This window comes from Microbacterium foliorum (genome assembly GCF_006385575.1).
Taxonomy (GTDB): Bacteria; Actinomycetota; Actinomycetes; order Actinomycetales; family Microbacteriaceae; genus Microbacterium; species Microbacterium foliorum_B.
Map to the genome: position 1 here is coordinate 308,675 of NZ_CP041040.1, position 15,155 is coordinate 323,829.

At 68.5% G+C, this 15,155-nt stretch carries 15 protein-coding genes; 8 read left to right on the top strand and 7 right to left on the bottom strand.

The window, feature by feature from the left end; genetic code table 11:
* Window positions 1-25 precede the first annotated feature (25 nt).
* Window positions 26-868: an alpha/beta fold hydrolase gene (locus FIV50_RS01545; RefSeq protein WP_140035887.1), complete on the bottom strand. Its 843-nt coding sequence runs from the start codon at window positions 866-868 to the stop codon at window positions 26-28.
* A gap of 96 nt (window positions 869-964) precedes the next feature.
* On the opposite strand from FIV50_RS01545, the gene FIV50_RS01550 reads away from it, so the two are divergent.
* From FIV50_RS01550 to FIV50_RS01560, 3 genes are all read left to right on the top strand, one after another.
* Window positions 965-1,528, top strand: coding sequence for a TetR/AcrR family transcriptional regulator (locus FIV50_RS01550; RefSeq protein WP_140035888.1), 564 nt, complete (start codon window positions 965-967; stop codon window positions 1,526-1,528).
* A 100-nt stretch (window positions 1,529-1,628) separates the two neighbouring features.
* On the top strand, window positions 1,629-2,423 hold the full coding sequence (locus FIV50_RS01555) for a tryptophan-rich sensory protein (RefSeq protein WP_140035889.1): 795 nt from the start codon (window positions 1,629-1,631) through the stop codon (window positions 2,421-2,423).
* Between the two features lie 31 nt (window positions 2,424-2,454).
* The gene (locus FIV50_RS01560) at window positions 2,455-2,727 is read left to right on the top strand and encodes a DUF1905 domain-containing protein (RefSeq protein WP_140035890.1); all 273 of its coding nucleotides are present in this window, start codon (window positions 2,455-2,457) and stop codon (window positions 2,725-2,727) included.
* Between the two features lie 116 nt (window positions 2,728-2,843).
* On the opposite strand, the gene FIV50_RS01565 is transcribed toward FIV50_RS01560, so the two are convergent.
* The 6 genes from FIV50_RS01565 to FIV50_RS01590 all read right to left on the bottom strand — a co-directional run bounded on the left by FIV50_RS01565 (window position 2,844) and on the right by FIV50_RS01590 (window position 10,854).
* A complete protein-coding gene (locus FIV50_RS01565) occupies window positions 2,844-3,515 on the bottom strand; it encodes a response regulator (protein ID WP_140035891.1) in 672 nt (223 codons plus the stop codon).
* The gene (locus FIV50_RS01570; protein ID WP_140038578.1) at window positions 3,512-6,034 is read right to left on the bottom strand and encodes an ATP-binding protein; all 2,523 of its coding nucleotides are present in this window, start codon (window positions 6,032-6,034) and stop codon (window positions 3,512-3,514) included. Before FIV50_RS01570 ends, FIV50_RS01565 begins: the two co-directional genes overlap by 4 nt.
* A 14-nt stretch (window positions 6,035-6,048) precedes the next feature.
* Window positions 6,049-6,648: a potassium-transporting ATPase subunit KdpC gene (gene kdpC, locus FIV50_RS01575; RefSeq protein ID WP_140035892.1), complete on the bottom strand. Its 600-nt coding sequence runs from the start codon at window positions 6,646-6,648 to the stop codon at window positions 6,049-6,051.
* Between the two features lie 117 nt (window positions 6,649-6,765).
* Window positions 6,766-9,078, bottom strand: coding sequence for a potassium-transporting ATPase subunit KdpB (kdpB, locus tag FIV50_RS01580; protein ID WP_258184365.1), 2,313 nt, complete (start codon window positions 9,076-9,078; stop codon window positions 6,766-6,768).
* 1 nt (window position 9,079) lies between these two features.
* Window positions 9,080-10,765 carry a potassium-transporting ATPase subunit KdpA gene (kdpA, locus tag FIV50_RS01585; protein ID WP_140035893.1) on the bottom strand — a complete coding sequence of 562 codons (1,686 nt, stop codon included), beginning with the start codon at window positions 10,763-10,765 and terminating at the stop codon, window positions 9,080-9,082.
* Window positions 10,765-10,854 carry a potassium-transporting ATPase subunit F gene (locus FIV50_RS01590; RefSeq protein WP_056276367.1) on the bottom strand — a complete coding sequence of 30 codons (90 nt, stop codon included), beginning with the start codon at window positions 10,852-10,854 and terminating at the stop codon, window positions 10,765-10,767. Before FIV50_RS01590 ends, kdpA begins: the two co-directional genes overlap by 1 nt.
* 304 nt (window positions 10,855-11,158) lie before the next feature.
* Between FIV50_RS01590 and FIV50_RS17575 the strand changes: the two genes are divergently transcribed.
* The 5 genes from FIV50_RS17575 to FIV50_RS01615 all read left to right on the top strand — a co-directional run bounded on the left by FIV50_RS17575 (window position 11,159) and on the right by FIV50_RS01615 (window position 15,145).
* The gene (locus tag FIV50_RS17575; RefSeq protein WP_219846238.1) at window positions 11,159-11,329 is read left to right on the top strand and encodes a hypothetical protein; all 171 of its coding nucleotides are present in this window, start codon (window positions 11,159-11,161) and stop codon (window positions 11,327-11,329) included.
* Between the two features lie 5 nt (window positions 11,330-11,334).
* Window positions 11,335-12,735: an RNA polymerase sigma factor gene (locus FIV50_RS01595; protein WP_308810383.1), complete on the top strand. Its 1,401-nt coding sequence runs from the start codon at window positions 11,335-11,337 to the stop codon at window positions 12,733-12,735.
* Entirely contained in the window at window positions 12,732-13,088 is a 357-nt protein-coding gene (locus FIV50_RS01600; protein WP_140035894.1) for a YciI family protein, read from the top strand. Before FIV50_RS01595 ends, FIV50_RS01600 begins: the two co-directional genes overlap by 4 nt.
* Before the next feature lie 82 nt (window positions 13,089-13,170).
* Window positions 13,171-13,482 (top strand): AbrB/MazE/SpoVT family DNA-binding domain-containing protein, encoded by a 312-nt coding sequence (locus tag FIV50_RS01605; protein WP_140035895.1) that lies wholly within the window; start codon window positions 13,171-13,173, stop codon window positions 13,480-13,482.
* 484 nt (window positions 13,483-13,966) lie between these two features.
* Entirely contained in the window at window positions 13,967-15,145 is a 1,179-nt protein-coding gene (locus tag FIV50_RS01615; protein ID WP_181164296.1) for an SLC13 family permease, read from the top strand.
* The last annotated feature ends 10 nt before the right edge of the window (window positions 15,146-15,155 follow it).

Here is a 15,155-nt window from a genome sequence, read left to right on the forward strand (position 1 = left end):
GCCGGGCTCTCGGGCGGTTCGCGGATTACTTGCTGAGGAAGTCCTTCAGTGCGGCGTTGACCTCGTCGGCGTGGGTCCAGAGCAGACCGTGCGGGGCGCCCTCGACCTCGACGTAGGTCGCGGCGGGCACGGCCTGGTGGAACCGGCGGGCGGTGGCGTCGATGGGCAGGATGTTGTCCTTCGTGCCGTGCAGGATCAGCGTGGGCTTGCCGGCGTCGCGCACGGCGTCGACATCTCCACGGAAGTCCTCGATCCACGACGAGACCACGGCGTAGGCCGCGACCGGGGCGCTGGTGACCGAGAGGTTCCAGTTGGCGTCGACGACCTGCTGGCTGATGCGGCTGCCGAGGTTCTCGTCGAGGTTGTAGAAGTTGTTGTAGAAGTCAGTGAACCAGGCGTAGCGATCGCCCTTGGCTGCGGCCTCGATGCCGTCGAAGACATCCTGCGGCACGCCCTCGGGGTTGTCGTCGCGCTGCACCAGGAAGGGCTCGAGCGAGGCGAGGAACGCGAGCTTGGCGACCCGGTCGTGGCCGTACTTCGCGACGTAGCGGGCGAGCTCGCCGGTGCCCATCGAGAAGCCGACGAGCACGACGTCGCGCAGGTCGAGGGTCTCGAGCACCGTGTTGAGGTCGGCGGCGAACGTGTCGTAGTCGTATCCGGTGCCGACCTTCGACGACTGGCCGAATCCGCGGCGGTCGTAGGTGATGACGCGGTAGCCCTGCGCGAGCAGCTCGCGGGTCTGGCGCTCCCAGCTGTGTCCGTTCAGCGGGTACCCGTGGATCAGGACGACGGGCTGGCCCGATCCCTGGTCTTCGTAGTAGAGCTCGATCGGGGTGCTGTTCTCGTTTCCGACGGTGATGTAACCCATGATCCTGATCCTTTTCGGTGTGGTGAGAACGGTCGTTCTCGGCTGATGTTGTCCACTGTAGAGAACGCTCGTTCTCATGTCAAGTACACTGAGGACATGACGGAGCAAACGGTGCGTGAACAGATCCTTGCGGCGGCGGACGAGCTCTACTACCGCAAGGGATACGCGGCTGTCGGCATGGACGAGCTGAGGGCCGCCGCCGGCGTGTCGCTGCGGCGCCTCTACGCGCTCTTCCCGTCGAAGACCGACATCGTCACGGCGGTCCTCGCCCGCAAGCACGGGGAGTGGGAGTCGGGTCTGACGGGGGCGGTGGCGGATGCCGGTGCTGACCCGCGCGACCGACTGCTCGCCGTCTACGGGTATCTCGAGGACTGGTTCTGCACCGACGACTTCCGCGGCTGCGCCTTCATCAACGCGTTCGGCGAGCTCGGCGGCACCAACCCCGAGGTGGCGAAGATCGTGCGCGACCACAAGGCCTCGTTCCAGGAGTACATGGCGGGGCTCGTCGTCGCGGCGGGGGCGCCCGCATCCCTCGCTGCACAGCTGTCGATCCTCGCCGAGGGTGCGCAGAGCACCGCGGCCATCGCCGCGGATCCGCAGGTCGCCGTGCAGGCGCGCAATGCGGCCGAGGTGCTGATCGACGCGGCCGTCGCGGCCTGAGAGACGATCTTCGCCGAAGATTTAGCTAGCCTGGCTAGCGTTTTCGGGTGCCGGTGTCAAGGCTGGTGCGCTCCCGTGCCCGCGCGCGTATGGTGCGAGCATGGAATCCCGGATGCAGGACATCGGTCGCCAGACGATCATCATCGCTTCGGCGACCTTCATGCTGATAGCCGCGGCCGTCGGATCCGGCGCGTTCGGCGGCACCTCGGTGAGCGAGCTGCAAGATGGCGCGCTCTCGGCCCAGGGGTCGTATCTCGCCCCGGCCGGCCCCGCCTTCTCGATCTGGTCGCTGATCTACCTCGGACTCATCGCCTACACGGTGTGGCAGGCGCTTCCGGCGCAGCGGGCGGACGAACGCCAGCGCGCGGTCGGCGGATGGATCGCCGCTTCGATGATCCTGAACGGGCTCTGGCTCGTGACGGCGCAGTTCCTGTCGCTTCCGCTGACGGTGCTCGTGATCGCGCTGCTGCTCGCCACTCTCGCCCGGGTCATCGTGATCCTCGGCCGCAGCCGCGCCCGCACCTGGCCCGAGCGCATCGTGGTCGACGGTGCGAACGGCCTGCACTTCGGCTGGGTCACGATCGCGACCGTGGCCAACACGACAGCGTGGTTCACGCAGATCGCCCCGGCAGCGTGGGCAGACCAGGCCGAGATCTGGGCCGTCGCCGTGCTCGCCGTCGTGCTCGTGATCGGCGTGGCCAGCGCCCTCGTCACTCGGCGCATCGCCCCTGCCCTCGCGACCGCGTGGGGTCTCGGCTGGCTGGCCGTCGGTCGTCTGACCGGCGAACCCGAGAGCACGGTCACCGCGATCGCCGCGATCGTCGTCGCGGTCGCCCTCGTCGCGGCGGGTGTCTGGGGAGTGCTGCGTCGTCCTCGCGCCGACATCGCCCTCTGACTCTGCGCTCGGTCGCGAATAGCCTGTTCTCATGAGTGCGGATCAGCTGAGCTTTCACACGACGATCGGTGTCGAGGTCAAGGGCGAGACGTGGAGCTGTGTCGAGATACCCGGTTCCGCTGAGTTCTTCGGCACCGGGAAGTCCGTCAGGGTCGACGCCAGGGTCGACGACCTCGTCATCGAGAACGTGGGTGCGATGGTGACGGGCACCGGTGGCCACATGGTGTCGCTGAATGCGAAGGCGCGTAAGTCGCTGGGGAAGGACATCGGTGACACGGTCGCGGTTACGATCACGAAGCGTTGATCACGCACACCGTTCACTGTTCAGCACAGATCTCGGCGGCGATGCCGGAAGCCCCCGGATTCTGACGTCGGAGCCACGCTCATGCTGAATTGTGAACGGAGAGCGACCGAGACCTTTCAGAGGACGAGCCGGTAGCCCATTCCCGACTCGGTGAGCAGGTGCTCCGGAGTGCTGGGCTCGGCCTCGAGCTTCTTACGCAGCTGCGACATGTACAGGCGCAGGTAGCCCGAGTCGGAGACCTGCTCGCTGCCCCAGATCTCCTTGAGCAGATCCTGCCGGGTGACCAGGGCACCGGGATGCCGGGCGAGGTGCTCGAGCATGCGCCACTCGGTGGGAGTGAGGTGAACTCGGGAACCCGCACGCGTCACCGTCTTCGTCGAGAGGTCGACCACGACGTCACCGAACCCGACGGTCGACTCGCCTCCGGCGGGCACCGACCGACGCGACAGCGCCCTCAGCCGCGCGAGCAGCTCGTCGACCTGGAACGGTTTGGTGACGAAGTCGTCGGCTCCGGCATCCAGCGCCTCGACCTTGTCGGCCGAACCGGTGCGACCCGAGACGACGATGATCGGCACGGTGGTCCAGCCGCGCAGCGCCTGGATCACCTCGATGCCGTCGAGTCGCGGCATGCCGAGGTCGAGCATGATGATGTCGGGGTGCGTCTGCGCGGCGGCGGCCACAGCAGCGGCACCGTCGGCGGCCACGACCACCTCGTAGCCGTGGGCGGCGAGGGTGATGCGCAACGCCCGCACCATCTGCGGGTCGTCGTCGGCGATGAGGAGCTTCACTCCGTCTCCTCCTGCGTGAGATCGGGTTCTCCTGCCAGAGGCAGTGAGATGACCATGGTGAGTCCACCACCCGGGGTGTCCTCGGGTGTCAGGGTACCGCCCATGCCCTCGGTGAACCCGCGCGACAGCGCGAGGCCGAGGCCGAGGCCAGCGGTGTTGTCGGTGTCGCCGAGACGCTGGAACGGCTGGAAGATGCGGTCGTGCTTCTCAGCCGGCACGCCCTTGCCCCGGTCGATGATGCGGATCTCGGCGTGGTCGCCGATGGTGCTCGTCGACACGATCACGCGACTGTCGGTCGGCGCGTGGCGGTGCGCGTTCGCGATGACGTTCACGAGCACCCGCTGCAGAAGCACCGGATCGGCCGCCACGGCCGGCAGATCGGCATCCAACGCCAGCTCCACGTCGTCGGGACCGAGGGCGAGTTCGTCGACGGCCGCGAGCACGGGACCCGCGACGTCGAGTCGCATGTTCGAGACGGCGAGAACGCCAGCCTGCACGCGGCTGACATCGAGCAGATCGGTGACGAGTGACGACAGGGTGGCGAGGCTCTCGTCCGCGGTGGCGAGCAGCTCTTCCCGATCGGATGCCGACAGGCCGTGCGCCCCGCGGAGTCCACCGATCGCGGCGACCGCCGAAGCGAGCGGGCGACGCAGATCGTGGCTGACCGCCGAGAGCAGGGCGCTGCGCACCTGGTCGGTCTCGGCGAGAGCAGCGACCTCGCGCGCGGTGGCGCGCAGATCGGTGTGCTCGATTGCGGCGGCGAGCTGGGCGACGATCGCGTCGAGCAGGCGCCGAGCCGGGGTGTCGAGGGGTTCGCCGTGAAGTTCGAGCACGGCGGGTGCTGGCCCGCCTGCGCCGACGGTGACAGTCGTGGCTCGGCCGTCGGGGACGGGTTCGCCGTCGCTCGCCAGCACTTCGCCGTCGGCGGTGAGCAAGCGCACGCCCGTGAGACCGAACGCCTCGCGGGTGCGGCTGATCATGGCGAGCACGGCGTTGTCCCCGCGGAGCACATTGCCGGCGACGGCGGCGAGCAGCTCGGCCTCGGCGACAGCGCGCTGGGCCGTGCGCGCTCGTCGGGCGGCCTGGTCGACGATGATGCTGACGAGCACGGCGATCACGACGTAGAGCGCGAGCGCGAGCACGTGCAGAGGGTGGGCGACCGTGATGGTGAAGAGCGGTGCGACGAAGAGGAAGTCGAGCGTGATGCCTGACAGCACGGCGGCGAAGACTGCGGGGCGTGCCCCGCCGACCAGCGCCACCACGACCACGAGCAGCTGGTACGCGAGCACCTCTGCAGTGATCGATTCGGGGCTGCGGAAGGTGAACAGCATCCACGACAGCAGTGGCCCGAACACCAGCGCCACGACGAACCCGAGCAGCTGTCGGCGCCATCCGAGCGCGCCCCCGGTGATGCGGGGGAGTGCAGCGCGTCCGCCCGCGGCGGCGTGCGTCACGATGTGCACGTCGATGTCGCCGGAGCGGCGGATGACCTCCGATCCGATGCCGGGTCCGGTCAGGGCCGCCGCGAGGCGACCGCGGCGGCTGACGCCGATCACGAGCTGCGTGGCGTCGGCGCCGTGCGCGAACTCGACGAGAGTGCCGGGGATGTCGTCGCCGATGATCTGGTGGAAGCTGCCGCCGAGCGACTCGACGAGCGACCGCTGTGCCGCCAGAGTCCCTGGAGTCTCGTCGCGCAGTCCGTCCTGCGTGGCCACGTGCACTGCGAGCAGCTCGCCGCCGGCCGAGCGGGCGGCTATCCGCGCACCGCGGCGCAGCAGCGTCTCGCCCTCGGGGCCGCCGGTGAGGGCGACGACCACGCGCTCGCGTGCCTGCCAGGTGCCCTCGATGCCGTGGTCGGCGCGATAGCTGCGCAGCGCGCTGTCGACCTCGTCGGCCAGCCAGAGCAGCGCGAGCTCGCGCAATGCGGTGAGGTTGCCGAGGCGGAAGTAGTTCGACAGCGCGGCGTCGATGCGCTCGGCCGGATACACGAGGCCGGCCGACAGCCGGTCGCGCAGCGACTGCGGCGCGAGGTCGACGACCTCGATCTCGTCGGCCGCGCGCACCACGGCATCGGGGATCGTCTCCTGCTGCGCGACGCCGGTGATCTTCTCGACCACCGCGTTCAGCGACTCGATGTGCTGCACATTCACGGTCGTGACGACGTCGATGCCCGCATCGAGCAGTGCGTTGACGTCCTGCCAGCGCTTCGTGTTCTGCGAACCGGGGGTGTTGGTGTGGGCGAGCTCGTCGACGAGGGCGATCTCGGGGCGACGCGCGAGCACCGCCTCCAGGTCCATCTCGCTCAGAGGCACGCCTCGGTGCAGGTCGATGCGACGGGGCACCTCGGGGATGCCGATGGTCTGCGCCGCCGTCGCCGCGCGCTCATGCGTCTCGACGATCGCGATCACGACATCGCGGCCCTCATCGAGCAGTCGGCGACCTTCGACGAGCATCTCGAAGGTCTTGCCGACACCGGGCGCTGCGCCGAGCAGCACGCGGAGTCGGCCGCGCCGCGGCATCCGCTCTGCCGTCATCAGCCCTCCTGCTCATCGAGCGCGAGATTGAGTTCGGCGACGTTGATGCGCTCTTCGCCGAGGAATCCCAGATCCCGCCCTTGAATCCTAGACTCCACGAGGTCGCGCACCTGCTGCTCGGGCAGGCCGCGCTCGTCGGCCACCCGCGGCACCTGCAGCAGGGCGTAGGCGACGCTGATGTGCGGGTCGAGGCCCGAGCCGGATGCCGTCACAGCGTCGGCCGGCACGGCGCCCGGGCTCACGCCCTCGCGCCCGGCGATGGCCGCCTGGCGCTCGCCGATCGACGCGACGAGATCGGGGTTCTCTGGGCCGAGGTTGCTGCCACCCGAGCTGGTTCCGTCGTAGCCGGCGCCCGCGGCAGAGGGGCGTGACTGGAAGTACTCGGGAAGGGCCTCGCCTTCGGCATCCGTGAAGGACTGACCGATCAGCGAGCTGCCCTTGTCGTCGGCAAGCGGCGAGCCGTTCGCCTGCCACGGAAGGAGCAGCTGGCCGATGCCGGTGACGACCAGGGTGTAGCCGACGCCGAGCACGAGGGTGAGCACGAGCATCGCGCGGATGGCGACGCCGGCGGTGCGGGCCATGGTGCGGGTGGAGGACATGAGATGCCTTTCAAAGTCGGAGGGTTGTGTGTGACCACTGCGGGGGCCGACACGCCAGTCGGAGGACCGGCGACGGGGTTGCGTCCGACATCTGGAGTGTCGGCCCCCGATCTGGGGTCAGAAGCCGGGGATGAGGGTGATGACGAGGTCGATCAGCTTGATGCCGATGAACGGTGCGATCACTCCGCCGAGGCCGTAGACCAGCAGGTTGCGCTGCAGGATCTGCGAGGCGCTCGCCGGCCGGTACTTCACTCCGCGGAGTGCGAGCGGGATCAGGAAGACGATCACGATCGCGTTGAAGATGATCGCGCTGGTCACGGCGGATGCCGGCGAGTGCAGCTGCATGATGTTGAGCGCCGCGAGTCCGGGGAAGACGCCCATGAACATCGCCGGGATGATGGCGAAGTACTTGGCGATGTCGTTGGCGAGCGAGAACGTCGTGAGAGCTCCGCGGGTGATGAGCAGCTGCTTGCCGATGCGCACGATGTCGATGAGCTTGGTCGGGTCCGAGTCGAGGTCGACCATGTTGCCGGCCTCCTTCGCCGCCGACGTGCCGGTGTTCATCGCGACGCCGACGTCGGCCTGGGCGAGAGCGGGGGCGTCGTTCGTGCCGTCGCCGGTCATGGCGACGAGTCGGCCGCCCTCCTGCTCGCGCTTGATCAGCTCGAGCTTCTGCTCAGGAGTCGCCTCGGCGAGGAAGTCGTCGACCCCGGCCTCCTTGGCGATCGCGGCGGCGGTCAGCGGGTTGTCGCCCGTGATCATCACCGTGCGGATGCCCATGCTGCGCAGCTCCTCGAACCGCTCGCGCAGGCCGTCTTTCACGATGTCCTTGAGGTGCACGACGCCGAGCACACGGTCGGTGGCCTCGGCAGCTGCCCCGGCCCCGGCCACTTGGCTGGAGATTCCCCGGTCGGCTGACTGATCGACGGCATCCGCCCAGCCATCCGTGACCTGTCCAGCCATCCGGGCCGAAGAAGAGCCCGCCGCGCGCTTCACGGCGACGACCAAGGGGGTGCCGCCGCTCGAGGCGACACGGTCGGTGAGCTCGGTCAGCTGGGCGTTCGTGTCAAGTCCGAGCCAGGCGCTGATCGCCGAGCCTGCACCCTTGCGGATCTGCGTGCCATCGGGCAGGTCGAGGCCCGACATGCGGGTCTGTGCAGTGAACGGCACGACGACCGCTCCGGCCGGCTCGGCGATCCGGATGCCGTGCGACGCGGCCAACTCGACGATCGACGCGCCTTCCGGGGTGGGATCGGCGAGGGACGAGAGCGCGGCGACGCGCAACAGCTCCTCGGCGTCGACTCCTGCGAGAGGCAGCACCTCGTGGGCGCGGCGGTTGCCGTAGGTGATGGTTCCGGTCTTGTCGAGCAGCAGGGTCGTGACGTCTCCCGCGGCCTCGACGGCACGGCCCGACATGGCGAGCACGTTGCGCTGCACGAGACGGTCCATGCCGGCGATGCCGATGGCCGAGAGCAGGGCGCCGATCGTGGTCGGGATCAGGCACACGAGCAGGGCGATCAGCACCGGGATGCTGACGGGCGAGGCCGCATACGACGCGATCGGGTTGAGCGCGAGCACCACCACGACGAACACGATCGACAGGCTCGCGAGCAGGATGTTCAGCGCGATCTCGTTGGGGGTGCGCTGGCGGCTCGCGCCCTCGACGAGGGCGATCATGCGGTCGACGAACGTCTCGCCGGGCTTCGAGGTGATGCGCACGACGATGCGATCAGACAGCACGCGTGTGCCACCGGTGACGGCGCTGCGGTCGCCGCCGGATTCGCGGATGACGGGGGCGCTCTCGCCCGTGATGGCCGACTCGTCGACGGTCGCGATGCCGGCGATGATGTCGCCGTCGCCGGGGATCAGCTCACCCGCCGTGACGATCACGATGTCGTCGCGCTGCAGCTCGGCCGATGAGACGTCGACAGCGTCCGACCGCTCGGCCAACGCATCCGCTGCGTCATACCTGACGACCTTGCGGGCCATAGTGCTGGTGCGGGTCTTGCGCAGGCTCGCGGCCTGCGCCTTGCCGCGGCCCTCGGCCACCGATTCGGCGACGTTGGCGAACAGCACGGTCAGCCACAGCCAGATCGCGATGCCCCAGGTGAACGGCGCGGGCACCGGGGTTCCGCCCGAGTCGGCGGGGCCGCCGAGGAACGGCTCGGCGATCGCGAGCACCGTCGTGAACGCGGCACCGACCCAGACGAGCAGCATCACAGGATTGCGCACGAGAGATGCGGGGTTGAGCTTGCGCAGCGCTCCCGGAAGAGCCTGGGTCAGCTGCGCCCAGCCGAACGAGCGGGGCGGTTCGGCGGGAGTGGCTTCGGATGCCGCAGCATCCTGCTGTTCTGGGTCCCCGCTCGTTGAGCGAGCGGAGCCTTCCTCGGTCGTTGAGCGAGCGGAGCGGGACGAAACGTGAGATGTCATGTCAGACGAGTCCTTCAGCGAGGGGTCCCAGTGCGAGCACGGGGAAGTAGGTGAGTGCCGTGATGATGACCGTGACGGCGGCGAGGAGGCCGACGAACTGCGGTCGGTGCGTGGGCAGGGTTCCGGTGTTCTCCGGCACGCGCTGCTGCGCGGCGAAGGATCCGGCCAGGGCCAGCACGAGCACGATCGGAAGGAACCGGCCGAGCAGCATCGCGATGCCCAGTGCGGTGTTGAACCACGGGGTGTTCGCAGTGAGGCCGGCGAAGGCGGAGCCGTTGTTGTTCGACGCCGAGGTGAAGGCGTAGAGCACCTCGCTCATGCCGTGCACACCGGGGTTGAGGATGCTGGTCGCCTCGACGTCGGCGCGGATGCCGGGGATCGCGAAGCTCAGGGCCGTGCCGATCAGCACGAGCGTGGGCGTCACGAGGATGTAGAGGCTCGCGAGCTTGATCTCCTTCGGGCCGATGCGCTTGCCGAGGTACTCGGGGGTGCGCCCGACGAGCAGTCCACCGACGAACACCGCGATGATCGCGAGCACGAGCATGCCGTACAGGCCCGAGCCGACGCCGCCGGGCGCGACCTCGCCGAGCATCATGTTGAGCATCGGCATCATGCCACCGAGCGCCGTGTACGAGTCGTGCATCGAGTTGACGGCACCGGTCGAGGTCAGGGTGCTGGCGCTACCGAAGAGGGTCGAGCCGAGGATGCCGAAGCGCACCTCCTTGCCCTCCATGGCGGCGCCGGCGAGTTCGGGTGCTGAGCCTCGGCCGGCGAGCTCGAGGGCCGAGAGCGCGAAGGTCGAGACCAGGAAGATCGTGCCCATCACGGCGGCGATCGCGTAGCCCTGGCGGTTGTCGCCGATCATGCGACCGAACGTGCGGGGGAGTGAGAACGGGATCACGAGGATCAGCAGGATCTGCAGCAGGCTGGTCCATCCGGTCGGGTTCTCGAACGGATGCGCCGAGTTGGCGTTGAAGAAGCCGCCGCCGTTGGTGCCGAGCAGCTTGATGGCCTCCTGTGACGCGACCGGTCCGCCGGGAATGGTCTGCGTGCCGCCCGAGACCGTGGTCACATCGGTGAAGCCGGCGAAGTTCTGCACCACGCCGCCCGCGATCAGGGCGATGGCGGCGATCAGAGCGATCGGCAGCAGGATGCGTCCGAGCCCGCGGATCAGGTCGACCCAGAAGTTGCCGATCGTGGTCGAGCCGCGGCGCGAGAGGCCGCGGATCAGCGCGACCGCGACGGCCAGACCGACGGCGGCCGAGACGAAGTTCTGCACAGTGAGGCCCGCGAGCTGCACGGTGTAGCCCATGGTCTGCTCGGGCGAGTACGACTGCCAGTTGGTGTTCGCGACGAACGACGCCGCGGTGTTGAAGGCGAGCCCCTCGGGCACGGCCGGGAGTCCGAGCGACTGGGGCAGGAAGCCCTGCAGACGCTGCAGCCCGTAGACCAACAGCAGACCGACGATCGAGAACGCGAGCACGCTGCGGGCATACGCCCGCCAGGTCTGCTCGGATGCCGGGTCGACGCCGATCAGGCGGAAGATGCCCCGCTCGGCCTTCAGATCACGGGGAGTGCTGAAGACGCGCGCCATGTAGTCGCCGACAGGGCGGTAGAGCAGCACGAGGGCGACGACGAGCACGGCGGCTTGCAGGATGCCGAACCAGAGTTCGGTGCCGGCGCCCATCAGAACTTCTCCGGGGCGACGAGAGCCACCACGAGGTAGACGACGGCGGCCACGGCGAGGGCGGCGGCGATGATCTCGAAGACGATCACAGTCGTTCCACCCCCTTCGCAACCAGGGAGACGAGGGCGAACAGCGCGAGAGTCAGCGCGATGTAGATGATGTCGAGCACGAGACTCGATACAACTCCCGTGCAGACCGGAATATCGCGATCCTCACGCTTTGCCTACGGGGGCGTGCAGGATGCATGCGACTTGCTCACAACTCGGGGTCGTACGGACTTTTCTCGCGCCGCGTTGTCGCATCCGCTCGTCGCCGTTCGTGGTTCAGGTAGGAGGCGACCGGTTCAGGGGCCTCAGACATGAGAGGCGCGGTGACGACGTGTACAACGATCCGATGATGGCGAGTGTTCTCTACCGACTTGAGGCCGAAGAGGCGGAGCAGACCATCGAGCGGCGCCGCGTCGCCCTCGAGCACCCCGGCATGATCAGGCGGCCGTCACTGTGGGCTCGCGCTCGCCGCGTCTGGGAGGGCGCCCCTTCTCGCCGAAGCCTCGAAGGGGAATGATCGTGATGACGGCCGGTTCGCTGCAGGTCCCGCTCGTCCGACCGGATGGAGAGAGCACGCATGACTCGAGGGGGCGGCATCCAGGGGTCGCGGTGCGGAATGACGCGATGACGGCGGATGCCGGGCGGTCGCGTCGCGCTGATATCGATGAGCGAGTCGCCCACGTTTACCGCGAGGAGTGGGCGAGGATCGTCGCCGGGCTGACTCGGCGCTGCGGTGATCTCGGGCTCGCCGAAGAGATGGCCGCCGAGGCGTTCGCCTCCGCTGTCGAGCGGTGGCCGGGCGAGGGCGTGCCGCCGAATCCGGCTGGGTGGATCACCACCACGGCCTATCGCAAGGCCATCGATCGGCTGCGCCGGGAGTCGTTCCGCGACGCGAAGCAGCGGGAGGCGCTGATGCTGCAGGATCCCGAACCTCCCGAGCCGACCGGCGCCATCGATGACGACCGGCTGCGCCTGCTGTTCACGTGCTGTCACCCGGCCCTGTCGCTCGAAGGGCGCGTAGCTCTGACCCTTCGTGTGGTTGCCGGCCTCACGGTCGAGGGGATCGCGCGAGCCTTCCTGATGCAGGAATCCGCCGTGCGGCAGCGCATCACGCGGGCGAAGTCGAAGATCAAGACCGCGCGGATCCCCTATCAGGTTCCCGCGCCCGAAGACCTGCGCGTGCGCATCGACGGGGTGCTGGCCGTGCTCTATCTCGTGTTCAACGAGGGCTACTTCGCGTCCGGCCCCGACGTGCCGGCGCTGCGCACCGAGCTGACCACCGAGGCGATTCGGCTCACAAGACTCATCAGAGAGCTGCTGCCCGACGACGCAGAGGTCGCGGGGATCCTGGCACTGATGTTGCTCAGCGAGGCGCGCTCTCCGGCCAGGATCTCGACTGAAGGCGAGCTGGTGCGACTCGATGAGCAGGACCGCGGGCTGTGGAATCGTGAGCTGATCGACGAAGGCCTGTCGCTTCTCGCCCGACTGCGTGGCTCGGCACCCGGTCGTTACACTCTGCTCGCCGAGATCAACGCGGTGCATGCGTCCGCGGCGGATGCGGGGCGCACAGACTGGCAGCGCATCGTCGAGCTCTACGAGCAGTTGGAGCGCGTCGACCCGAGTCCGGTCGTCACTCTCGGCAGAGCCGTGGCGATCGCCGAGCGGGACTCGCCGGAGCGGGCTCTGGTCGTCGTCGAGTCGCTGCGCGATGTACTGGCGGACTTCCACGGCTTGCATGTGACCCGGGCCGAGCTGCTACGCGCAGCGGGCAGACCAGCGGATGCCGTGGACGCCTACGACCGCGCGATCTTGCTCGCGAGCAACGACGCCGAGATCGCCCACCTGACCCGGCGCCGCGACGAGATCGCGGTGCCACCGGTGCCCGGACCCTCCGGGACCATGACGAACGGAGAGAGCAGATGAGCAACAAGTACCTCGTGATCCACATGACCGACCCGACCGGCGAGACGATGCCGCGCGATGCCGACCAGCGTCTGCTCGGTGAGTGGGCGCAAGAGGGTGACGCGGCCGGACGGCTGGGCGACGGCGCACCCGTGGCCGGCCCCGAAGAGGCGAAGTCCGTGGCGGTGCGAGACGGCAAGGTGCTCGTCACCGACGGCCCGTTCCCCGAGTTCAAGGAGTGGTTCGCGGGGTATGACATCGTCACCGCCGAGTCGATCGACGAAGCAGCGAGCTTCATGGCGAAGCATCCGACCGCCGTGATGGGGAGGGTCTACATCCTGCCCGTGGTGAAGCTCCCCTGGGACGAGGACTGAGGCCGCGCTCGAACGCGCTCTGCGCAACTGAAATGCTGCTATACAGCTTTCCGGTGAAGACGCATTACCGTACAATGGGGTGATGTCTACCGCAGAGTTCCATGGTTATGTCGGCGTCCAGAGCCGAGGCCTCATCGCCCTGCCTGCCAGCGTCCGCGAGCGTCTGCATCTGAACGAGCCGGGGACGCAGCTTGAGGTGACCGAGCGTCCGGACGGAGTCGTGGAGCTTCGTGCGGCGGTGCCTGTTCCCGCCGACCAGGCGTGGTTCTGGACCGAGCGTTGGCAACAACGCGAGCGCGAAGTGGATGAACATGTGAGTGCCGGCCGGGTGGCGTCCTTCGCGAACGGGGATGCCTTCCTCGAGAGCCTCGATGCCGTCGAGTCGGAGCAGTGAAGTTCGAGACCACCCCGAGCTTCGATGGCGATGTGCGCAGGCTGAAGCCCGCTCATCTGGCCGAATTCAGGAAGGTTCTGCGAGAGAAGTTCATTCCCGCCTGCGACGCATACGCCGAGGCCCCATCCACTCCGTGGCCGGCATCACTGAGAGTGAAGTCCGTGCGATCAGCCCCGGGGATACTCGAGATGACATGGTCGTTCTCCTCGCCTGACGGTCGCGCCACGTTCGAGATCGTCACCGTCCAAGGTGAGCTGCGCATCCGTTGGCGTCGCGTCGGCGACCACGACGTCTTCAGGAACCCGTAGGCGACAGCTCAGCGAGGAAGCCGAGTGGTCTGCCGCTCGAGGCCCGTGTGCCGGTGGCAGTTGGCACCGCGCGTCTGAGCCGGACCCGGCACCAACCGCGACCGCAACCAGCATCGTCGGCACTGACTGCCACCGGAACGAACGCGCAGCGGCCCCACCGGATCTACACTCAGCGAGTGAGTGCGACGCGACGGCGGCTGGGAGCGGGGACGATCATCGTCCTGGCGCTCATCGCCGTGGCACTGGTCTGCATCGTCACGGGCGTTCTTCCGCCCTCGGATGCCGGGGCGCTCGGCGCCCGCATCGCGCCGGTGCTCGGGTTCGTCATCGCGATCACGATCGTCGCGGAGCTTGCCCGGGATGCCGCGGTGTTCGACGTCGTCGCACAGCGTCTGGCTCGGTGGGGGCAGGGGCGCGTCATCCTGCTCTGGTTGTCCGTCGTGGTGCTCGCCGTCATCAGCACGGTGTTCCTGTCGCTCGACACCACGGCGGTGATCGTGACGCCGGTCGTGGTCGTGCTCGCGCAGAGCGTCGGCATCCCGCCCCTGCCGTTCGCACTCGTCACGGTGTGGCTGGCGAACACGGCATCCCTCGCACTGCCCGTCTCGAACCTCACGAACCTGCTCGCGGCGCGGTCGATCGGTGACGACCCGCTCGCGTTCCTCGCGCTGAGCTGGGCGCCGACGCTCGTCGGGGTGCTCGTGCCCGTGGTGATCCTCACACTGCGACATCGGCGCACGCTCTTCGGCGGGTATCGCGCTCCGACCGGCGGAGACCCTTCCGACCGGGTGCTCTTCTGGGCGGCCTCCGGCATCCTGCTGCTCCTGATGCCCCTGCTCGCACTGACCCATGACGTGTGGATCCCTGCGACGGTCGCCGCGCTCGTGCTCATCGTCGTGTTCGGCATCCGGCGTCGTCATGTGCTCCGACTCTCGCTCGTGCCGGGGCAGGCGATCGGCCTGGCGGCGGCCCTGTTCGTCGTGGTCGAGACCGCGCACGCGAACGGCATCCTCGACTTCCTGTCGGTCCTCGCGACCAGCGGCCACGCGCCCGCAGAGCTGCTGCGTCTCTCGGCAGCGGGCGCGCTCGCTGCGAACGGGGTCAACAACCTGCCCGCCTACCTGATCCTCGAACCCACAGCCGGCGACCCGGTCGCGCTCATGGCACTGCTGATCGGGGTGAACCTCGGCCCGCTGATCACACCGTGGGCGTCGCTCGCCACGCTGCTCTGGCACCACAGAGTGGTGTCGCTGGGGGTCGAGATCCGCTGGGGCAGCCTGATGCTCTGGGGTGCGATCGTCGCCGTGCCGACGGTGCTGGTGGCCACGCTCGTGCTCACGTTCGTCGCTGGCTGAGACCGATCAT

Excerpts from the sequence above, each read along its gene's own strand:
- FIV50_RS01545 (WP_140035887.1), bottom strand. The coding sequence starts at position 868 with ATGGGTTACATCACCGTCGGAAACGAGAACAGCACCCCGATCGAGCTC.
- FIV50_RS01550 (WP_140035888.1), top strand. The coding sequence starts at position 965 with ATGACGGAGCAAACGGTGCGTGAACAGATCCTTGCGGCGGCGGACGAG.
- FIV50_RS01555 (WP_140035889.1), top strand. The coding sequence starts at position 1,629 with ATGGAATCCCGGATGCAGGACATCGGTCGCCAGACGATCATCATCGCT.
- FIV50_RS01560 (WP_140035890.1), top strand. The coding sequence starts at position 2,455 with ATGAGTGCGGATCAGCTGAGCTTTCACACGACGATCGGTGTCGAGGTC.
- FIV50_RS01570 (WP_140038578.1), bottom strand. The coding sequence starts at position 6,034 with ATGCCGCGGCGCGGCCGACTCCGCGTGCTGCTCGGCGCAGCGCCCGGT.
- kdpC (WP_140035892.1), bottom strand. The coding sequence starts at position 6,648 with ATGTCCTCCACCCGCACCATGGCCCGCACCGCCGGCGTCGCCATCCGC.
- kdpB (WP_258184365.1), bottom strand. The coding sequence starts at position 9,078 with ATGACATCTCACGTTTCGTCCCGCTCCGCTCGCTCAACGACCGAGGAA.
- kdpA (WP_140035893.1), bottom strand. The coding sequence starts at position 10,765 with ATGGGCGCCGGCACCGAACTCTGGTTCGGCATCCTGCAAGCCGCCGTG.
- FIV50_RS17575 (WP_219846238.1), top strand. The coding sequence starts at position 11,159 with ATGATGGCGAGTGTTCTCTACCGACTTGAGGCCGAAGAGGCGGAGCAG.
- FIV50_RS01595 (WP_308810383.1), top strand. The coding sequence starts at position 11,335 with ATGACGGCCGGTTCGCTGCAGGTCCCGCTCGTCCGACCGGATGGAGAG.
- FIV50_RS01600 (WP_140035894.1), top strand. The coding sequence starts at position 12,732 with ATGAGCAACAAGTACCTCGTGATCCACATGACCGACCCGACCGGCGAG.
- FIV50_RS01605 (WP_140035895.1), top strand. The coding sequence starts at position 13,171 with ATGTCTACCGCAGAGTTCCATGGTTATGTCGGCGTCCAGAGCCGAGGC.